Origin of the sequence: Paenibacillus sp. 2KB_20 (genome assembly GCF_052115765.1) — a bacterium.
GTDB lineage: Bacteria > Bacillota > Bacilli > Paenibacillales > Paenibacillaceae > Paenibacillus_AQ.
This window is the reverse complement of the sequence record NZ_JBFRHH010000001.1, coordinates 843,173-858,546: the sequence shown is the minus strand read 5'-3', so window position 1 is coordinate 858,546 and position 15,374 is coordinate 843,173. Positions and strand designations below refer to the sequence as shown.

General features: G+C 50.4%; 17 protein-coding genes. 12 read left to right on the top strand and 5 right to left on the bottom strand.

Annotated features, from left to right (window positions below; genetic code table 11):
* Positions 1-38 precede the first annotated feature (38 nt).
* The 3 genes from AB4124_RS03990 to AB4124_RS03980 all read left to right on the top strand — a co-directional run bounded on the left by AB4124_RS03990 (position 39) and on the right by AB4124_RS03980 (position 2,733).
* On the top strand, positions 39-1,394 hold the full coding sequence (locus tag AB4124_RS03990; RefSeq protein WP_098748659.1) for a glucose-6-phosphate isomerase: 1,356 nt from the start codon (positions 39-41) through the stop codon (positions 1,392-1,394).
* Between the two features lie 106 nt (positions 1,395-1,500).
* Positions 1,501-2,133 (top strand): YigZ family protein, encoded by a 633-nt coding sequence (locus tag AB4124_RS03985; protein WP_441971253.1) that lies wholly within the window; start codon positions 1,501-1,503, stop codon positions 2,131-2,133.
* Positions 2,134-2,139: 6 nt separating this feature from the next.
* The gene (locus AB4124_RS03980; protein WP_441971252.1) at positions 2,140-2,733 is read left to right on the top strand and encodes a TetR/AcrR family transcriptional regulator; all 594 of its coding nucleotides are present in this window, start codon (positions 2,140-2,142) and stop codon (positions 2,731-2,733) included.
* Positions 2,734-2,913: 180 nt separating this feature from the next.
* Here the strand turns inward: AB4124_RS03980 and AB4124_RS03975 are convergent, their stop codons facing one another.
* The gene (locus AB4124_RS03975) at positions 2,914-3,315 is read right to left on the bottom strand and encodes a secondary thiamine-phosphate synthase enzyme YjbQ (RefSeq protein ID WP_071222616.1); all 402 of its coding nucleotides are present in this window, start codon (positions 3,313-3,315) and stop codon (positions 2,914-2,916) included.
* Positions 3,316-3,614: 299 nt separating this feature from the next.
* Here AB4124_RS03975 and cysT point away from each other — a divergent pair, with 299 nt between their 5' ends.
* From cysT to AB4124_RS03955, 4 genes are read left to right on the top strand one after another with little or no spacing between them, the layout of a single operon-like run.
* Positions 3,615-4,430 carry a sulfate ABC transporter permease subunit CysT gene (gene cysT / locus AB4124_RS03970; protein ID WP_441971251.1) on the top strand — a complete coding sequence of 272 codons (816 nt, stop codon included), beginning with the start codon at positions 3,615-3,617 and terminating at the stop codon, positions 4,428-4,430.
* Positions 4,427-5,224: a sulfate ABC transporter permease subunit gene (locus AB4124_RS03965; protein WP_379415689.1), complete on the top strand. Its 798-nt coding sequence runs from the start codon at positions 4,427-4,429 to the stop codon at positions 5,222-5,224. Before cysT ends, AB4124_RS03965 begins: the two co-directional genes overlap by 4 nt.
* Before the next feature lies 1 nt (position 5,225).
* A complete protein-coding gene (locus tag AB4124_RS03960) occupies positions 5,226-6,290 on the top strand; it encodes a sulfate/molybdate ABC transporter ATP-binding protein (protein WP_430186771.1) in 1,065 nt (354 codons plus the stop codon).
* Positions 6,291-6,325: 35 nt separating this feature from the next.
* Positions 6,326-7,384, top strand: coding sequence for a sulfate ABC transporter substrate-binding protein (locus tag AB4124_RS03955; RefSeq protein WP_441971249.1), 1,059 nt, complete (start codon positions 6,326-6,328; stop codon positions 7,382-7,384).
* A 221-nt stretch (positions 7,385-7,605) separates the two neighbouring features.
* On the opposite strand, the gene AB4124_RS03950 is transcribed toward AB4124_RS03955, so the two are convergent.
* Positions 7,606-8,172, bottom strand: a complete 567-nt coding sequence (locus tag AB4124_RS03950; RefSeq protein WP_430113353.1) for a GNAT family N-acetyltransferase — start codon at positions 8,170-8,172, stop codon at positions 7,606-7,608.
* 190 nt (positions 8,173-8,362) lie between these two features.
* On the opposite strand from AB4124_RS03950, the gene AB4124_RS03945 reads away from it, so the two are divergent.
* From AB4124_RS03945 to AB4124_RS03930, 4 genes are all read left to right on the top strand, one after another.
* On the top strand, positions 8,363-9,643 hold the full coding sequence (locus AB4124_RS03945) for a serpin family protein (protein ID WP_441971247.1): 1,281 nt from the start codon (positions 8,363-8,365) through the stop codon (positions 9,641-9,643).
* Between the two features lie 112 nt (positions 9,644-9,755).
* Complete coding sequence (locus AB4124_RS03940; RefSeq protein ID WP_441971639.1) at positions 9,756-10,784, top strand: TIR domain-containing protein; 1,029 nt, start codon at positions 9,756-9,758, stop codon at positions 10,782-10,784.
* Positions 10,781-11,017, top strand: a complete 237-nt coding sequence (locus AB4124_RS03935; RefSeq protein ID WP_215163405.1) for a hypothetical protein — start codon at positions 10,781-10,783, stop codon at positions 11,015-11,017. Before AB4124_RS03940 ends, AB4124_RS03935 begins: the two co-directional genes overlap by 4 nt.
* Before the next feature lie 157 nt (positions 11,018-11,174).
* Entirely contained in the window at positions 11,175-11,954 is a 780-nt protein-coding gene (locus AB4124_RS03930) for an MBL fold metallo-hydrolase (protein WP_441971245.1), read from the top strand.
* Between the two features lie 100 nt (positions 11,955-12,054).
* On the opposite strand, the gene AB4124_RS03925 is transcribed toward AB4124_RS03930, so the two are convergent.
* On the bottom strand, positions 12,055-12,465 hold the full coding sequence (locus tag AB4124_RS03925; protein WP_076324616.1) for a GNAT family N-acetyltransferase: 411 nt from the start codon (positions 12,463-12,465) through the stop codon (positions 12,055-12,057).
* A 220-nt stretch (positions 12,466-12,685) separates the two neighbouring features.
* Here AB4124_RS03925 and AB4124_RS03920 point away from each other — a divergent pair, with 220 nt between their 5' ends.
* Positions 12,686-13,447 (top strand): TioE family transcriptional regulator, encoded by a 762-nt coding sequence (locus tag AB4124_RS03920; RefSeq protein ID WP_379415671.1) that lies wholly within the window; start codon positions 12,686-12,688, stop codon positions 13,445-13,447.
* A 134-nt stretch (positions 13,448-13,581) separates the two neighbouring features.
* Here the strand turns inward: AB4124_RS03920 and AB4124_RS03915 are convergent, their stop codons facing one another.
* The gene (locus AB4124_RS03915) at positions 13,582-14,388 is read right to left on the bottom strand and encodes a Cof-type HAD-IIB family hydrolase (protein ID WP_441971242.1); all 807 of its coding nucleotides are present in this window, start codon (positions 14,386-14,388) and stop codon (positions 13,582-13,584) included.
* Positions 14,389-14,426: 38 nt separating this feature from the next.
* Positions 14,427-15,329: a DMT family transporter gene (locus AB4124_RS03910; RefSeq protein ID WP_441971240.1), complete on the bottom strand. Its 903-nt coding sequence runs from the start codon at positions 15,327-15,329 to the stop codon at positions 14,427-14,429.
* Between the last annotated feature and the right edge of the window lie 45 nt (positions 15,330-15,374).

Sequence of the window (15,374 nt, the reverse complement as noted above, 5' to 3'; positions counted from 1 at the left end):
AAGTATCCTATTTCTAAATTCACAGGAGGTTTTAAGGCATGTCTAAAAAAATCAAGTTTGATTACAGTAAAGCACTGACTTTTGTTAATCAGCACGAAGTTGATTATTTCGCTGAGCCGATCCGCACAGCTCATGAACAGTTACATAACGGTACGGGAGCCGGCTCTGATTATCTGGGCTGGATCGACCTGCCGACGCAGTATGATAAAGAAGAATTCTCGCGCATCCAGAAAGCGGCTGCCAAAATCCAAAGCGATTCGGACGTTCTGATCGTTATCGGAATCGGTGGCTCCTACCTCGGGGCACGCGCGGCCATCGAAATGCTGTCGCATTCGTTCTATAATGAGCTGTCGAAGGACCAGCGCAAGACACCGGAAATCTATTTTGCGGGTAACAACATCAGCTCCACTTATGTGACCCACCTGCTTCAATTGATTGAAGGCAAAGACTTCTCCGTCAACGTCATTTCCAAATCCGGCACAACGACGGAGCCGGCTATCGCATTCCGTATTTTCCGTGCGGAACTGGAGAAGAAATACGGCAAGGAAGAAGCTCGCAAACGTATTTACGCTACGACAGATCAAGCGAAGGGCGCCCTCAAGAAGCTGGCTTCCGAGGAAGGCTACGAGTCCTTTATCATCCCTGACGATGTGGGCGGACGTTATTCCGTGCTGACAGCGGTGGGTCTGCTTCCGATTGCTACGGCAGGCATTAACATTGAAGAAATGATGCAAGGCGCGGCTGACGCATCCAAGGAATACAGCAGCCCGAACGTAGCCGAGAACGAGGCATACCAATATGCGGCGGTTCGTAACGCGCTTTACCGTAAAGGCAAAGGCATCGAGATCCTCGTGAACTACGAGCCTTCCCTGCATTTTGTATCCGAGTGGTGGAAGCAGCTTTACGGCGAGAGCGAAGGCAAGGATTACAAGGGGATCTACCCGGCATCCGTCGATTTCTCTACCGATCTGCACTCCATGGGTCAATTCATCCAGGAAGGCAGCCGCAACATCTTCGAGACGGTCATTCAGGTTGAGAACGTATCCGAGCATATTACGATTGAATCGGATCCGGATGATTTGGACGGATTGAACTTCCTGACCGGGAAAACATTGGATTTTGTCAACAAAAAGGCCTTCCAAGGCACTATGCTGGCTCATACAGACGGACAAGTTCCGAATTTGATTGTGACAATTCCAGATTTCACTCCCTATTCGTTCGGATATCTGGTATACTTTTTCGAAAAGGCCTGCGGTATCAGCGGCTATCTGTTGGGTGTCAACCCGTTTGACCAACCGGGCGTAGAGGCGTACAAGAAAAATATGTTCGCATTGCTCGGCAAACCTGGGTATGAGAAAGAGAAGGCCGAATTGGAAGCTAGACTTTCCGAATAACCTGACACTTTCATTAGATTAGACGTAAGACGCTGAAGGAAGCAGTCCGCTGGCATATCATTGCCGTGGACTGCTTTCTTGGCAATATAGAGGTGGTTGTAGTTTCATGCTGGATCGTTACAAAACGGTACGTCAGACGGGCTCCAAAGAGATCGTCATCAAGAAATCGCGTTTCATCGGGCACGTAATGCCAGTTGAAACCGAAGAGGAAGCCGTCACTTTTATTGAAGAGATCAAGAAAAAACATTGGAATGCTACCCATAATTGTTCTGCTTATATGATCGGAGAGCGGGATGAGATTCAGAAGCAATCGGATGACGGGGAACCGAGCGGAACGGCGGGTAAGCCGATTCTCGAGGTGATCCGCAATCAGGGGCGGAAGAATGTAGCCATTGTGGTCACGCGTTATTTTGGCGGCATTATGCTGGGTGCGGGCGGATTGATCCGGGCGTACACCGACGGAGCCGTGGCTGCGATTGAGTCAGGCGAACCGATTACAAGGGTTCTGCATCGGGAGATTTTCGTGGAGCTGGATTATACCTGGCTGGGTAAGGTGGAGAACGAGCTTCGTAACCGGGGCGTTCGTATGGGAGAGACAAACTTTGCCGACACGGTGACCTTGACCTGCTTGCCGCTCGATGGTGATGCGGAGAGCTTTATGACTTGGATGGTGGATTTGACACAGGGGCAGTCCTTGATCACAGAGGGAGAGCGGCTTTATTTTATTGAAGGGGAATAAAATAATATGGCAAGAAGAGCAGTAGAACGCGAGTTGTCGAGAGAGCGGATACTGGAAGCAGCCAGGCATTTGTTCATAACCAAAGGATACAGGGCCATATCGATGCGAAGCATCGGGCAGCATCTGGGTTACAGCCATGGCTCCTTGTATTATCATTTTAAGGAAAAGGCGGAGCTTTTCTACGCCATTGTCATGAAGGACTTTAATGATCTAAATGATTTGCTGTTGGAAATCTCAGGAAAGCCCCCCTGTGACGGGGTATCGAAGCTGGAGCAGCTGATGCTGGAATTCGTTCGTTTCGGTCTGGATAATCCTTACCAATACGAAATCATGTTCATGATTCGGGACGAAGAACTGCTGTCCTACTGTCGCTCTGAGCAGGGACGCTGTTTTGAAATGTTTGCTATGCTGGTCCGTCAGTATTTGCTTGAGGAGAAATACAGTGAGGAAGAACGGCGAACCGTTCCGCTGACTTTGTTTTTGTCGCTGCATGGATTTATATCGTATTATATTCAGGACAGAATTGGTTTTGATGAGATTAAACCAGCCGCTCTTACCCATATCAAAGTGTTATGCCGGAGTCTATACAGCAGGGTCTGATTTTGAAATGTTGCCAAGACGTGTAGTTTGATACTTCAATCCGTTACAACGATCTAGCGTTGAAACGTCAATCACCTAATGAATAAAATACAGACAGGTCCACGCCCCCTAGCATGTGCCTGTCTTCTTTTTGTGTTGTTATACATGTGCTGGCGTCAACATAAAATCTTATTTAAGGGATCATCCTTCCATGATCTTCACATGATATTGGCGCTGCCTCGGACCATCAAATTCACAGAAATAAATGCCCTGCCAACGTCCGAGAAGCAGGTGTCCGTTCTGAATGATCACGGTCTGGGAAGGGCCGCAGGTGATCGATTTGAGGTGGGAAGCGGTGTTGCCCTCCGCATGGCGATACTTGGGATGATTCCATGGATAGACTTCATCCAGCGACATCAGGACGTCCCGTTTCACATCAGGATCCGCATTCTCATTGATGGCAATCCCCGCCGTCGTATGCGGACAATAGATCAGCACCGTTCCCTGCTGGACCCCGCTCTGTTTCACGTAGGAGTGGATCTCCCTTGTAATATCCCTCATCTCATCGCGGCCTTGCGTATCTAATTCACCGGTATACAGCATGTAGAATACCTCCTCATTTTTTAAGAGATAAGAAAGTATAAACATCCGAGGCTTAGCATCCTTATCTCGCAAGAAAAACTTCCGCTAAATGCGGTCTGTCTACTTAGAAAGTACGCCGATAGACGTTTTTCTTACCATTTCTATTATTTTACCCGATAAAGTGCAAAAGATGGATTGACGATGGGATTCAGCTTTTGGTAAAGTATGTGTAAAGAAAACCAAGTATACAAATAGGAAATATAAAGATGGTTTGTGAAAGTGTCGACCGGGATGCCATCCGGAGGCGGGAGGGATATGATATGACAACATGGATTCGTCATAAAGGTTGGACTTGGGGTTTTCGAAGTACCGTGCTGCTTTATTTTCTTGCCTTGATCGTACTGCCGATCTTTGGGGTATATGTGCAATCATTCTCTGCAGGATGGGGTCATTTTACGGAGAGCATTATGGATCCGATAGCGTGGAAGGCTGTGCTGCTTACCATCAAGCTGGGCGTCATCTCTACTTTCATCAACGTGCTTATCGGAACGATGATTGCATGGGTGCTCATACGTTATAAGTTTCCGGGAAGGACGCTGCTGAACAGTCTGGTCGACCTGCCCTTTGCACTTCCGACAGCCGTAGGCGGTCTGATGATATTGCTGCTGCTGGGCCCCGGGAGCTTTCTCGGTGGTTTGGCAGAGAAATTGGGTTTTGAAATTGTGTTCCACCAGCCCGCGATTGTGATAGCGATGATGTTTGTCACGTTTCCGTTTGTCATCCGGGCGGTTCAGCCGCTGCTGGAGGAGCTCGACCCGCTGGAGGAAGAAGCGGCATATACGATGGGAGCTTCCAGGACGAGAACCTTTTTTAAAGTCATCCTGCCGTCGATGCTCCCAGGGATTATAAGCGGAGGCATGCTGGCATTCTCAAGAGCATTGGCCGAATTCGGGGCCGTTGTCTTGGTGGCCGGCAACATTCCGGGAAGAACGCTGATTGCATCGGTTTTTATTTTCGGTGAGGTCGAGAGCGATAATCCTGCAGGAGCAGCTGCCGTATCTATTCTGCTCCTTACCCTCTCCTTCATCATCCTCTGGGTGATTAATGCCGTACAGCAGAGGGGGAAACGAGCTTGAGACGTCTGTGGATCGGACTTACGTACGCCGTATTTATCATTCTGCTAATCATCCCCCTGTCTCGAATTGCATTCGGTGCGTTTGATAAAGGTCTGAATGGGTTTGCCGAAGGTCTGTTCAGGCCAGAAGCCTTGCATGCCCTGATGATGACGGGTCTTATCGTGGTATTCGTTACGTTCTTTAATACGTTATTTGGCATCATGATGGCGTTGTACCTGGTACGGGCGAATTGGCTCAGCCGCAAGATCAAAGGCATTCTGAACAGCATTGTCGATCTGCCTTATGCGGTATCGCCGGTCATTGGCGGTTTGATGATTGTACTGCTGCTCGGACCTGACAGCATCATGGGCGGTTTTTTTGAAGGGATCGGGTTTAAGGTGGTGTATGCTTTCCCGGGCATGGTGATCGCGACACTCTTCGTCACGTTTCCGCTCATGGTTCGAGAGGTCATGCCTGTCCTGCAGGAAATTGGGAATGATCAGGAACAAGCGGCAGCGACGCTAGGGGCTTACGGATGGACAACATTCCGAAAGGTAACATGGCCATCTATCCGATGGGCTGTCGTATATGGCCTGGTGCTCACGGTAGCCCGTTCATTGGGCGAATTCGGTGCGGTTCTGGTAGTCTCCGGTAATATCATGAACAAAACTCAGACGGCGACGACGCTTGTATATCAGGATGTGGAGAATTTTAACGTGGCTGCGGCGAATGGCGTCGCATTGGTACTGGCTGCCTTCTCGGTAGGACTCTTGCTGCTGATGGAATGGGCCAAAAAAAGAAAGGATGTGCATTGATATGCATGTGGAAGTTCGTGATCTGAACAAGCATTTCGGTACGTTTCATGCCGTCAAAGATGTCAGCTTTGAGATTGAGAAGGGACATCTGATCGGACTTCTGGGGCCCAGCGGAGGCGGTAAAACCTCTATCCTGCGCATGCTGGCGGGACTCGAGAATCCGGACTCCGGGCAGATCTCCTTTCATGGTCAAGTGGTCAATGATCTGCCGCCGCAGGAGCGCGGAATCGGCTTTGTGTTCCAGAATTATGCCTTGTTTAAGCATATGACCGTATTTGATAACATCGCTTTCGGCTTGAAGGTGAAGAAGACTCCCAAGGCCATAATCAAGGACCGGGTGATGGAATTGGTGGAGCTGACCGGTTTAACAGGTTTCGAGAGCCGCTATCCGCACCAGTTATCCGGTGGACAGCGTCAGCGTGTAGCCTTTGCAAGAGCGCTCGCGCCTGAACCGCAGCTGCTGTTATTGGATGAACCGTTCGCAGCCATCGATGCGAAGATCCGCCAGGAGCTGCGCTCCTGGCTTCGCGAACTGATCGAGCGGGTCGGCATAACGTCGATTTTTGTGACGCATGACCAGGATGAGGCGATTGAAGTCGCGGACGAAATTATGATTATTAATCAGGGGCGTGTTGAGCAGAAGGGAACGCCTTGGGATATTTACAAGGAGCCGAAGACGCCGTTCGTCGCTTCGTTCATAGGCGAATCCACCGTGATTTCGAGCGCAGCCGAGCTGAAGGGATTTGAGGCAGCGGCTAACAAGAATGCGACGCGTGCGCTGATTCGTCCGGAATATATCGAGATTGGCAGCAAGCATGATTTCAGCGTGTTGTCCGCAACAGAGACGGGGATCGTCCGTCATCTGCATTTCCGCGGCAGCGAATGGCTGGTGGAGGTAGAGGTTAAGGGACATAAGCTGATCACCTACCGTTCACTGGAGAAGGAAACGCTGTATCCGGGTCAAGAGGTCCGCGTCCTCGTTCACCGGGCTTATCTCTTTAATGAAGAGCACAGCTGGATCGAGGAGAATCGACTGAAGGTCGACCCGATGCCAATTATGATCTGATGATTCTAAATATCCGAAGGGAAGTGGATTCATTCATGCGGATCTTGAATATGAAACGTAACTCATTCCTGCTGGTTGGCATGGCCCTTCTCTTCAGTTTTGTTATGGCAGGATGCACGAGTGACCCGCCCGATAGCGAAGAAGTGATAACCCCAACCGGAGAGAGAACGATCGTTCTGGGCGCGTATAGCGTGGCCAGAGATGCCCTGTCCGAGATCATTCCTGCTTTCCAAGCGCAGTGGAAGGAACAGACGGGAGAAACGATTCGGTTTCAGGAATCCTACGAGGCTTCCGGAACACAAGCTCGTGCCATCACGGGCGGATTTGAGGCCGACGTCACGCTGCTTGCCATGGAAGGGGATATCGACAAGCTGGTCAGGGAAGGGCTTGTGGACCCGGAATGGAAATCCCAGCCGTATAACGGCATGGTGACACGATCGATTGTCGTTCTCGGTACGCGCGAGGGAAATCCGAAAGGGATACGGGATTTCGACGATCTGACCCGATCGGACGTCAAGGTGCTGTATCCGAATCCGAAGACCTCGGGCGGCGCCCAGTGGGATATTAACGCGATCTACGGCGCGGGGCTGAAACAATCGGAAGAGAATGGAAAGCGTGATCCTGCCGAAGCGAAAGCTTTTCTTGAAGCGGTTCACCGCAATGTGGAGTCGCTCGATAAAAGCGGGCGGGCTTCCATGGCGGCTTTTGAATACGGGGTCGGAGATGTGATCGTAACGTATGAGAACGAGCTGCTTGCCCGGATTGCCCAAGGCGTCCAGTATGATATCGTTGTGCCGCAGCATACGATGCTGATCGAGAATCCGGCTGCAGTCGTCCAACGTTTTGCTGAAAAGCACGGCACTCAGGATGTATCGGCCGCTTTTGTGGAGTACTTGCGCACACCGGAGGCGCAGAACATCTTCGTGAAATATGGGTTCCGTCCGGTTGAAGAATCGGTGTTTGAACAGACGAAGGATCGGTTTTTCAACCCGCCGGGGCTATTTGATATCGAGTATCTGGGTGGATGGGATGAGGTACGCGAGACGCTGTATTCCAAGCGTGGAGTCTGGTATCAGGTACTGGCCGGGCTATGATGCTTGATGGCAAACGGAGCGATTGGATGGGTTCATGAGGGATAGTTGAGTATGGGTTGCGTTTCGTAATGACCCGTCAATCAAAAAGAGAGAAAGCGAGCCGTCCAGGATCTCCTGGCCGGCTCGCTTTCTTGGTATTTATAGAACATTAGCAATCGTCTGAATAACGCCTCATGCGCTGCAAATATTCCACGTATACGAATTGCGCAGTACATCTTGCCCTACACGCGCGCTTTCTGCGCTTCCCATTCTTCTCGCAGAATGCCCATACGAATGGAATCGTAGTAGACGCCCTCGTAATACCGGCACTTCCGCATGCGGCCTTCAAGCTGCATGCCAACCTTCTCCGCGCAGCGCATCATTCTCGGATTGCCGGACCAGGTGGTGATGCCGACACGGGCGATGGTGAGATTTTGAAACAGGCATTCAATCCAGAGCGACAGTGCTTCCGTACCGTAGCCACCGCTCCAATGGCTCGGATCGTAAATCAGGATTCCGGCTTCCAGCCAGCGTGAGGCTTCATGCTCCCAATAAAACGTGACGATGCCAATCGTTTTTCCCTCGGCTTCGATGAGCAGGTCATTCGGAAATTGATCGGTTTCGAAGTCGGCGTTCCACTGTGTTTCAAAAATTTCATAGGAAATCTGCTTGAGCGGGAAATAAGGAGCGTCGTATTTTTTCCATTCCGGATTCTCATTGCCATAGATCAAATTATATAAAACTGGGGTATCCTCGGGTTTTCTGGATCTTAGCGTAACTTTGCTGCCTTCAAGACGAATTTTTTGCATATGTAGAAACTCCTTTCGCTCTGTATTCTGTATATGCCTTAAGTACGGTGCGAGTTCTCTACATTGTAACGGTGATGAAGTTGATTGCCAACTGAATTTGGATAAATGATCCTTTATATGAAACATTAGGTGGTGTCATTCCGTCAATAGCAGATAGACAAAGAATCTGACATTGAAGGGGGACAAGGTTATGCGAAAAAGAAAGGTACTCACAGGCCTGTGCTTGCTTATTGGGCTTACCGCTTGCGCTCAGGGCAGCGAGATCCAGTCAGGGGAACCGCAAGCGATTGTGCATAAGCAGCCAAAAGTGAAGGAATTGTCGGCTCAGGAACGCAAAGAGGTGTTGATCAAGATTGATACCGGCATGGTGGAAGCGCAGAATGATTTTGGCTTACGCTTGCATCAAGCGTTATCGAATAGCCCTGAGTACAAGAACGGTAATCTGATTATTTCTCCATATAGCATTACGCAAGCATTGGCACTTGCTTATAACGGCACAGTCGGCGATACGGCTGCCGAGATGTCCGATGTACTTGGATGGAAGGGCATGAGTGTGGACGATATCAACGAAGGCAACCGCCAGCTGCGCTCCTTACTGGAGAACGGGGGAGGCGTCGTGCTGAATGTGGCCAATTCCGTGTGGCACCAGCAAGGACTTGAGATGAAGAAGCCGTATTTGCAGACCGTTAAGGATAGCTATCGTGCTGAAGTTAAGGAGGCCAACTTGATGCATGCCGATGCCATGGATGCTATAAACCAGTGGGTAAACGACAAGACCAGCGGCATGATCCCTTCGATATATGATAAACCTCCGGGCGGCGTTGCGGTGCTGATCAATGCCATTTATTTTAACGGCGGGTGGATGGATGAATTTGATCCGGCGAATACCGTAGAGGAAGAATTCACGCTTTCTGACGGCACCACGCAAAAAATTCCGATGATGAAGCGGGAAGCACGATACAGTTACAAAGAAGGGGCGTCCTGGCAGGCCATCCGCATTCCTTATGGAGATGGCCGAATGCATATGCTGGTCATCCTGCCAAAGGAAACCTCATCTATGGATGAGCTGCAGCAGCAGTTGTGGAAGGATGCGTCCGCCTGGAAAGACGATTTCTCGCATGAGACCATCCAGCTTGGGCTGCCCAAATTTAAGGTGGAACAGACCTTCGAGCTGCCGGATGCGCTTCAAAGCCTGGGAATGATTCAGGCATTCGACAGGGATGCAGCTGATTTTAGCGCCATGGCAGACGATGGAGAGAAATTTTGGATTGAAAAGGTAAAACACAAAACGGTGGTGGATGTCAGTGAGAAGGGCACGGAGGCCGCCGCGATTACAGCGGTTATGGTTGAGACAGGAGCCGTTCAGCTTACCGAGCCGATCGCCATGAATGTTGACCGCCCTTTTTTCTTTGCCATTGAAGATCGGGACACAGGCACATGGTTATTTATGGGGTCTGTTTTGAGACCTTAGCATATACTATACCAACATGCGCCTGCCATAATTTTCACCCAAAAATAGGCAACTTTGTTATAATGGTCGAATAAGACTAAAATGTATAACAAAGGGAGAATAGGATGTGCCTATGACCATACCGAAGCCGAATTTATTCATAGGTTCTTCCAGAGAGGCCATCAAGTATGCACGGGCGATCCACGAACAGATCAAACGATCCGCTCAAGTGACACCTTGGTACGGCGGGACGTTCGGGGCGAACATGTATACGATGGAAGCTTTGGAGAAGCAGCTGGCGTCCAGTGATTTTGGTGTGTTCGTCTTTTCTCCGGATGATGTGGCCCTCATTCGAGGCAAACATGTATTTGTTACTCGCGACAACACGTTGTTCGAGATGGGGCTGTATTGGGGAAAGCTCGGGCGGCGAAGAGTGTACTGCATCATCCCGGATCAAGTGGAGGCAGACAGCAGTTCCGTTCAAGACGTTATCGTTAAGGATTACCATCTACTCTCCGACCTGCAGGGCTTAACGCTGCTCGAATACGAACTGCGAAGCGATGATGATTACAAATCAGCGGTCGATGTCGCTTGCGGGCATATTCTGAGTGCGATCGAAACCGAAGGGTTCTACAACAACCCGAGCACCGTGATTGAGCAGAAGGATGCGGAGCTGAGGCGCAAGCAAAGCGTGCTGCATTTTTTCTGGGAATATAACCGAAATGTGCATGTGATTGATGAAGCGGAAAAATATCATGCACTGAGTGAAGCTGTCCGAAACTCCTTGCTCCCACCTGCTGCAGGGGACTTCAGGGTGACCGGCGCCGCGTTCTGGGGCCGAAGAGATGAAGGCATTGCCCAAATTGGGGGTAATGTAGGTAGAGGACGGTATTTCCCGTTCGATGGGAATACGGAACATTCGCCAAGTAACCAGTCGATTTACGTGATAGATGTCTATAATAGTGGAAAATGGGCATTTTATCACGAAGAGGAAGTTGCGCAGGTGTATGTGTTCTGCTATCCTTTAGGTGTAAATCATGTATTGTCCGTGCATTTTACTGGACATGAGATTCTTACGGATGAAGATCTCGCGGAGGTTGTAGAACAGAATCGTGAGCTGCTTCGTACCATCAGGCATTTAGTTGGAGGGGATTCGTCGTGAGCAGGAATGAGAAGAAGAGAACGTCAGGTCATCCGCAGGGGTCCGCCAATAGCAGCAGCTGGGTGGTTAGGGGACCCGTACCGATGATGAGTACGCTGAAATCCCGGAAGCGCTCGGTTAGACGCCCAAGCAAGAATAGTGTATATGTTGGTCCTTCCGTGGAAGGTGTAGATAAGAAATACGTCAAGGTCATCAGCGGAGCTGTTGACGATAATAAGCCCTCTTTTGCTTAGTGAATGGCTATGATACCGTATCTTTAGGCAGGAATGACGAAAGACCGTCCGGGATGATCCGGGCGGTCTATGTTTTTTCTTCGTGCGCTTATACAATATAGGGAAAAAGGTTTGCGTAACCAAGAACGAATCGATAAACACAAATGGGGGATGTCATGTGCGCGGGGATACATTGACTTTTTTGGGAACGGGAGATGCCATGGGCGTTCCGCGGGTATATTGCGATTGTGAGGTATGCACGGAAGCTCGGAATACGGGAATCAATCGGCGTTTGCGCTCTGCCGTGATGGTGGGGTGCGAAGAAACGACTTTCATGATCGACTGCGGCCCGGATTGGCGCTCTATGATGGAGGGGCTGGGAAAGCGGAAGATGAGCGATATGCTGATTACGCACGCCCATTTTGATCATATCGGCGGTCTTCCGGAATGGAGTGATGCCTGCAGATGGCAGAGGGAAAAAGGTCGGTTATACGCCCCTGCCGAGGTGCTGGAGCAGATTGTACGCCAGTATCCATGGCTTCCGCGCCAGATGGAGATGACGGCTGTGGACGATGGGATGACGCTTGGCGGCTGGGAGATTTCCTGCTGGAAGGTAAACCATGGACAGAACGGGTACTCCTACGCGTACCGGTTCCAGAAGGAAGGGTACACATGGGTATACAATTCAGACTCGATTAATCTGAGCCCTGCCGAAAAGGAACCGCTGAAGGGCGTGGATCTCCTGGTGCTGGGAACCAGCTTTGTTCATGAAACCGCCAAATTCGAGACGCGCTCCGTTTATGACATGAAGGAAGCGGCAGAGCTGCTCGCCGAGGTGAAGCCTCGCCAAACGGTGTATACCCATATGTCGCATGACGTCGACGTTCGGAATGAGCTGCCTCTTCCAGAGGGAGTCCGTGTGGCGATGGCGGGGTTGACAGTAAAGCTGAGCATGTGAAGAAAATTATGAGTTCTTGTGACTAGGAGCATGAAAATGTAGCGGAAGCGATTACGCAGCCCAGTGGGATGCCTTACACAGGTTTGAAGGCACCGCTCTCTTACACAGACCTGGCCATGCCGTATCGATCAGGGTACAGCAGCTTGAAGCCGGCCTGTTGGTACAGCTTGATTCCGGGCACGTCCGTGATGACAGTGACCTCGGCTCCGCTTGGCGCTATTTTTTCCAGGCGGGAGAGCAGCTCGGACACAATCATCTCTTCAACACCCTGATCAAGGTGAGAGGCCGCAACCATAATATCCACCAGTTGAAAATAGAAAGTGCCGTCACCTACGACCCTTCCCATCCCAATCAGCCGGTCATGGCCGTCTCTGGCCAGAAGGGACAGCACGCTGCGGTTTAGCGCTGTCTCTATGGCCGCAATCTCCACCTCAGGCAGTCCTGCATCTACTCTTAGATCCATGTATTCTTTATTCTGTGGAACATCCTCGGTTATGTGCACGTTCATCATAATCAGCCTCCCGTTGTTAAGAATAAGTTCAACTCGTCTCTACACCACTCAATATACAACATTGATGCAAGTGAGAAGATGTCTTGTAGCGAATCTAACCAAGTCAACGGTGTTATCCCGCATGCCTTCTCATAGCACTTTAATGTTTTAATTTAAGGTTTGCCAATGGCTTGCGATTCTGGTAAAGTAGGTTCTCAATCGTGATTGGGGAGGGAACGGCATGCATTACTACAAGCCGAAAGATATCGCCAAAGAGCTGCACATCAGCACGAGTGCTTTAAGGCATTATGAAGCTTGGGGAGTGGTACCCCCTCCTGCCCGGAACGAGAAAGGCTACCGTTTATACACGCAAATGCATATGGCCTACTTCCGTTGTCTGCGCGCCATGTTTCCGGGCTTTGGTTACGCGGTGACTTATGATGTGATTCGCCATATTCAGAAGAGGGAGATGGATGAAGCCCTCTGGGTCGTGAATGGGGAGCAGGTCAAACTTTTGCAGGAAAAAAACATTGCGGATGAAACGCTTGCATTGCTTGAGAATCCCGAGCTTAACATCATCAAGGACAAAAAGCTCAAAGCCCATATGACAATCGGCGAGGTCGCCGAGCTGACCAACGTGGAGTCGTCCGCCATCCGTCACTGGGAGAAGGAAGGTTTGATCACTCCGGATCGAAACCCCGAGAATGGATACCGGCTGTACACCCCGTCGCAAGTGAGGCAGATTTTGCTGATTCGCTCGCTAAGGCGGACTGTATATTACTTGGAGAGTATCAAGGAGATTATTCAGGCCGTGGAGCATCAGAGCATTGAGCAGGCACAAAAAATGGTTCGCGAAGCGTTATCCGTCATTCATAAGCGGAATCTGCAGCAATTCAACGGCATTCATAAATTGATGGAGCTGTGCATGGAGGTAGGCCTGCTGGAGTTTAACGATGCGGCACTTCTGAAGCCGATTCTAACGTTTAACCCGGACCGGGAATAACGGACAGGCGCAAGGCCTTTGCGCCACTCCAGGTGACCGGTTAGGGAACGCAATGGCTGCGTTTTTTATGGACACAAACAAGCCCCCATGGATATCATGGAGGCTTGTTTGTGTAGATCTATTTGTCCCGTATATTAACCTTGGTTGAGCACGAATTTTTCAATGACATGCTTCACGCCGTCCTCGTTATTCCCGAGCGTAACGTAATCGGCAATCGCTTTAAGCGGCTCGATCGCATTGCCCATGGCGACGCCTAGACCGGCGGCTTCCAGCATCTCGTGATCGTTCCAGGAGTCGCCGACAGCGATGGTTTCCTTGAGATCGCAGCCGAAATGATCCGCAAGGAAGGTGAGGGCATGTCCCTTAGTGCCTTCCTTATGCATGAACTCCAGAAAATGCGGTTTGGATTTGGTAATATGCATGTCATCGCCCAGCAGCTCACGGAATACAGGGATCAGTTCATCCAGATAGTCGGGATCGTTAATGATGAGCATTTTCGGGGTCTGTTTCTGAACCATCTTCATAAAATCAGGCTCGATATAATACGGCGTCCGGTTTAGGGCGCAGTAATCGATCAGCTTCTGATTCTCTTCGCGGGCATACAGCTTGTCATCGATGTAGGTTTGCAGATGGAGATTGTGCTCTACGCAGTATTCATACAGCTTCACGGCTGCATCGACGGGTACGAAGCGTTCGTAGAGAACCTTCTCGTCGAGCAGATTTTTAATTAAGGCACCCTGGTAGGTGATAATGGGAACATTGAGTCCGGTTTGACGCGCAATTGCTTGAGCAGACGCATAGGCACGTCCGGTTGCTAGTGTCACAACGACACCGTGGGCTACGGCTTGCTCAAGCGCCTGCTGGACGCCGGGGGTTACTTCTTTATCGTCATTGATCAAGGTATCGTCAATGTCGATGGCCATCAATTTGTAAGTTGTCATGGGTATCTCTCCTTTTGTTTCTGTCTCTGTCTTTAACTCTATTGTACCTTCTGTGGCGCAGACTTCAATTCCGCAATCACCATTCCCGCCAAAATGCACAGACAACCGATGCCGCCGATGAGCGTAAGCCGCTCTCCCGCGAACAGGATTCCGGTCAGCGCGGCGAATACTGGCTCCGTTGCATAGATGATGGCGACCCTGGATGGCGTCGTATATTTTTGACAGACGGTTTGGATCCAGAAGGCGAATGCGCTGGTGGGTCCGATGGATACAACCAGTGCCAACAGCACGTTCGGCTGGGTCAGCTTCTCCATCAGGTCGGTCACATTGCCGACATGTTCGGTTAGTGCAGATGCCGCTAAGCTAAATACTCCCACGACAGCCATCTGGAGCGCCGCCAGCAGCAAAGCAGGGTATCGACTGGCATAAACGCCCGTATAACCAATATGGAGCGCAAAACCGATGGCGCAAACGAATACGAGCAAATCCCCCTTATTCAAGCTCATGCCGGAACCGGTGAAGGTAAGCAGATACAGACCCGCTGCCGCAAGCAAGGCACTGATCCAGGTGAATCTGGAGATGGAGTGCTTTAACAGGGCATAGGATATGAAAGGGACCAGCACGACGGACAAGCCGGTAATAAAGCCTGTATTGGACGTGGTTGTGTACAGAAGGCCCGCGGTTTGAAAGGCATACCCTATAAATAAAAAAAGACCTAGCAGGCAAGCATGCAGCAGCATTTTGCCGGATATTAGCTTCCACTGGCTCCGGTAAAAGAGGGTAATGATCAATACAAGGAGCAGGGCCGCTCCCAAAAAGCGGACCGAATTGAAGGCCATCGGCGGGAGCACGCGGACCGCATGCTGAACGATGAGGAACGTGGATCCCCACATCATGGCCACCAGAAGCAGGCTGAGATCGGCAATTCGTGAGCGATTCACTCGGAAGTCATCCTTTCTTGAAGATGTGAAACTCCTGATGAGATT

Coding starts and splice junctions, on each gene's coding strand:
- AB4124_RS03990 (WP_098748659.1), top strand. CDS start 39: ATGTCTAAAAAAATCAAGTTTGATTACAGTAAAGCACTGACTTTTGTT.
- AB4124_RS03985 (WP_441971253.1), top strand. CDS start 1,501: ATGCTGGATCGTTACAAAACGGTACGTCAGACGGGCTCCAAAGAGATC.
- AB4124_RS03980 (WP_441971252.1), top strand. CDS start 2,140: ATGGCAAGAAGAGCAGTAGAACGCGAGTTGTCGAGAGAGCGGATACTG.
- AB4124_RS03975 (WP_071222616.1), bottom strand. CDS start 3,315: ATGCTGTATACCGGTGAATTAGATACGCAAGGCCGCGATGAGATGAGG.
- cysT (WP_441971251.1), top strand. CDS start 3,615: ATGACAACATGGATTCGTCATAAAGGTTGGACTTGGGGTTTTCGAAGT.
- AB4124_RS03960 (WP_430186771.1), top strand. CDS start 5,226: ATGCATGTGGAAGTTCGTGATCTGAACAAGCATTTCGGTACGTTTCAT.
- AB4124_RS03955 (WP_441971249.1), top strand. CDS start 6,326: ATGCGGATCTTGAATATGAAACGTAACTCATTCCTGCTGGTTGGCATG.
- AB4124_RS03950 (WP_430113353.1), bottom strand. CDS start 8,172: ATGCAAAAAATTCGTCTTGAAGGCAGCAAAGTTACGCTAAGATCCAGA.
- AB4124_RS03945 (WP_441971247.1), top strand. CDS start 8,363: ATGCGAAAAAGAAAGGTACTCACAGGCCTGTGCTTGCTTATTGGGCTT.
- AB4124_RS03940 (WP_441971639.1), top strand. CDS start 9,756: ATGACCATACCGAAGCCGAATTTATTCATAGGTTCTTCCAGAGAGGCC.
- AB4124_RS03925 (WP_076324616.1), bottom strand. CDS start 12,465: ATGATGAACGTGCACATAACCGAGGATGTTCCACAGAATAAAGAATAC.
- AB4124_RS03920 (WP_379415671.1), top strand. CDS start 12,686: ATGCATTACTACAAGCCGAAAGATATCGCCAAAGAGCTGCACATCAGC.
- AB4124_RS03915 (WP_441971242.1), bottom strand. CDS start 14,388: ATGACAACTTACAAATTGATGGCCATCGACATTGACGATACCTTGATC.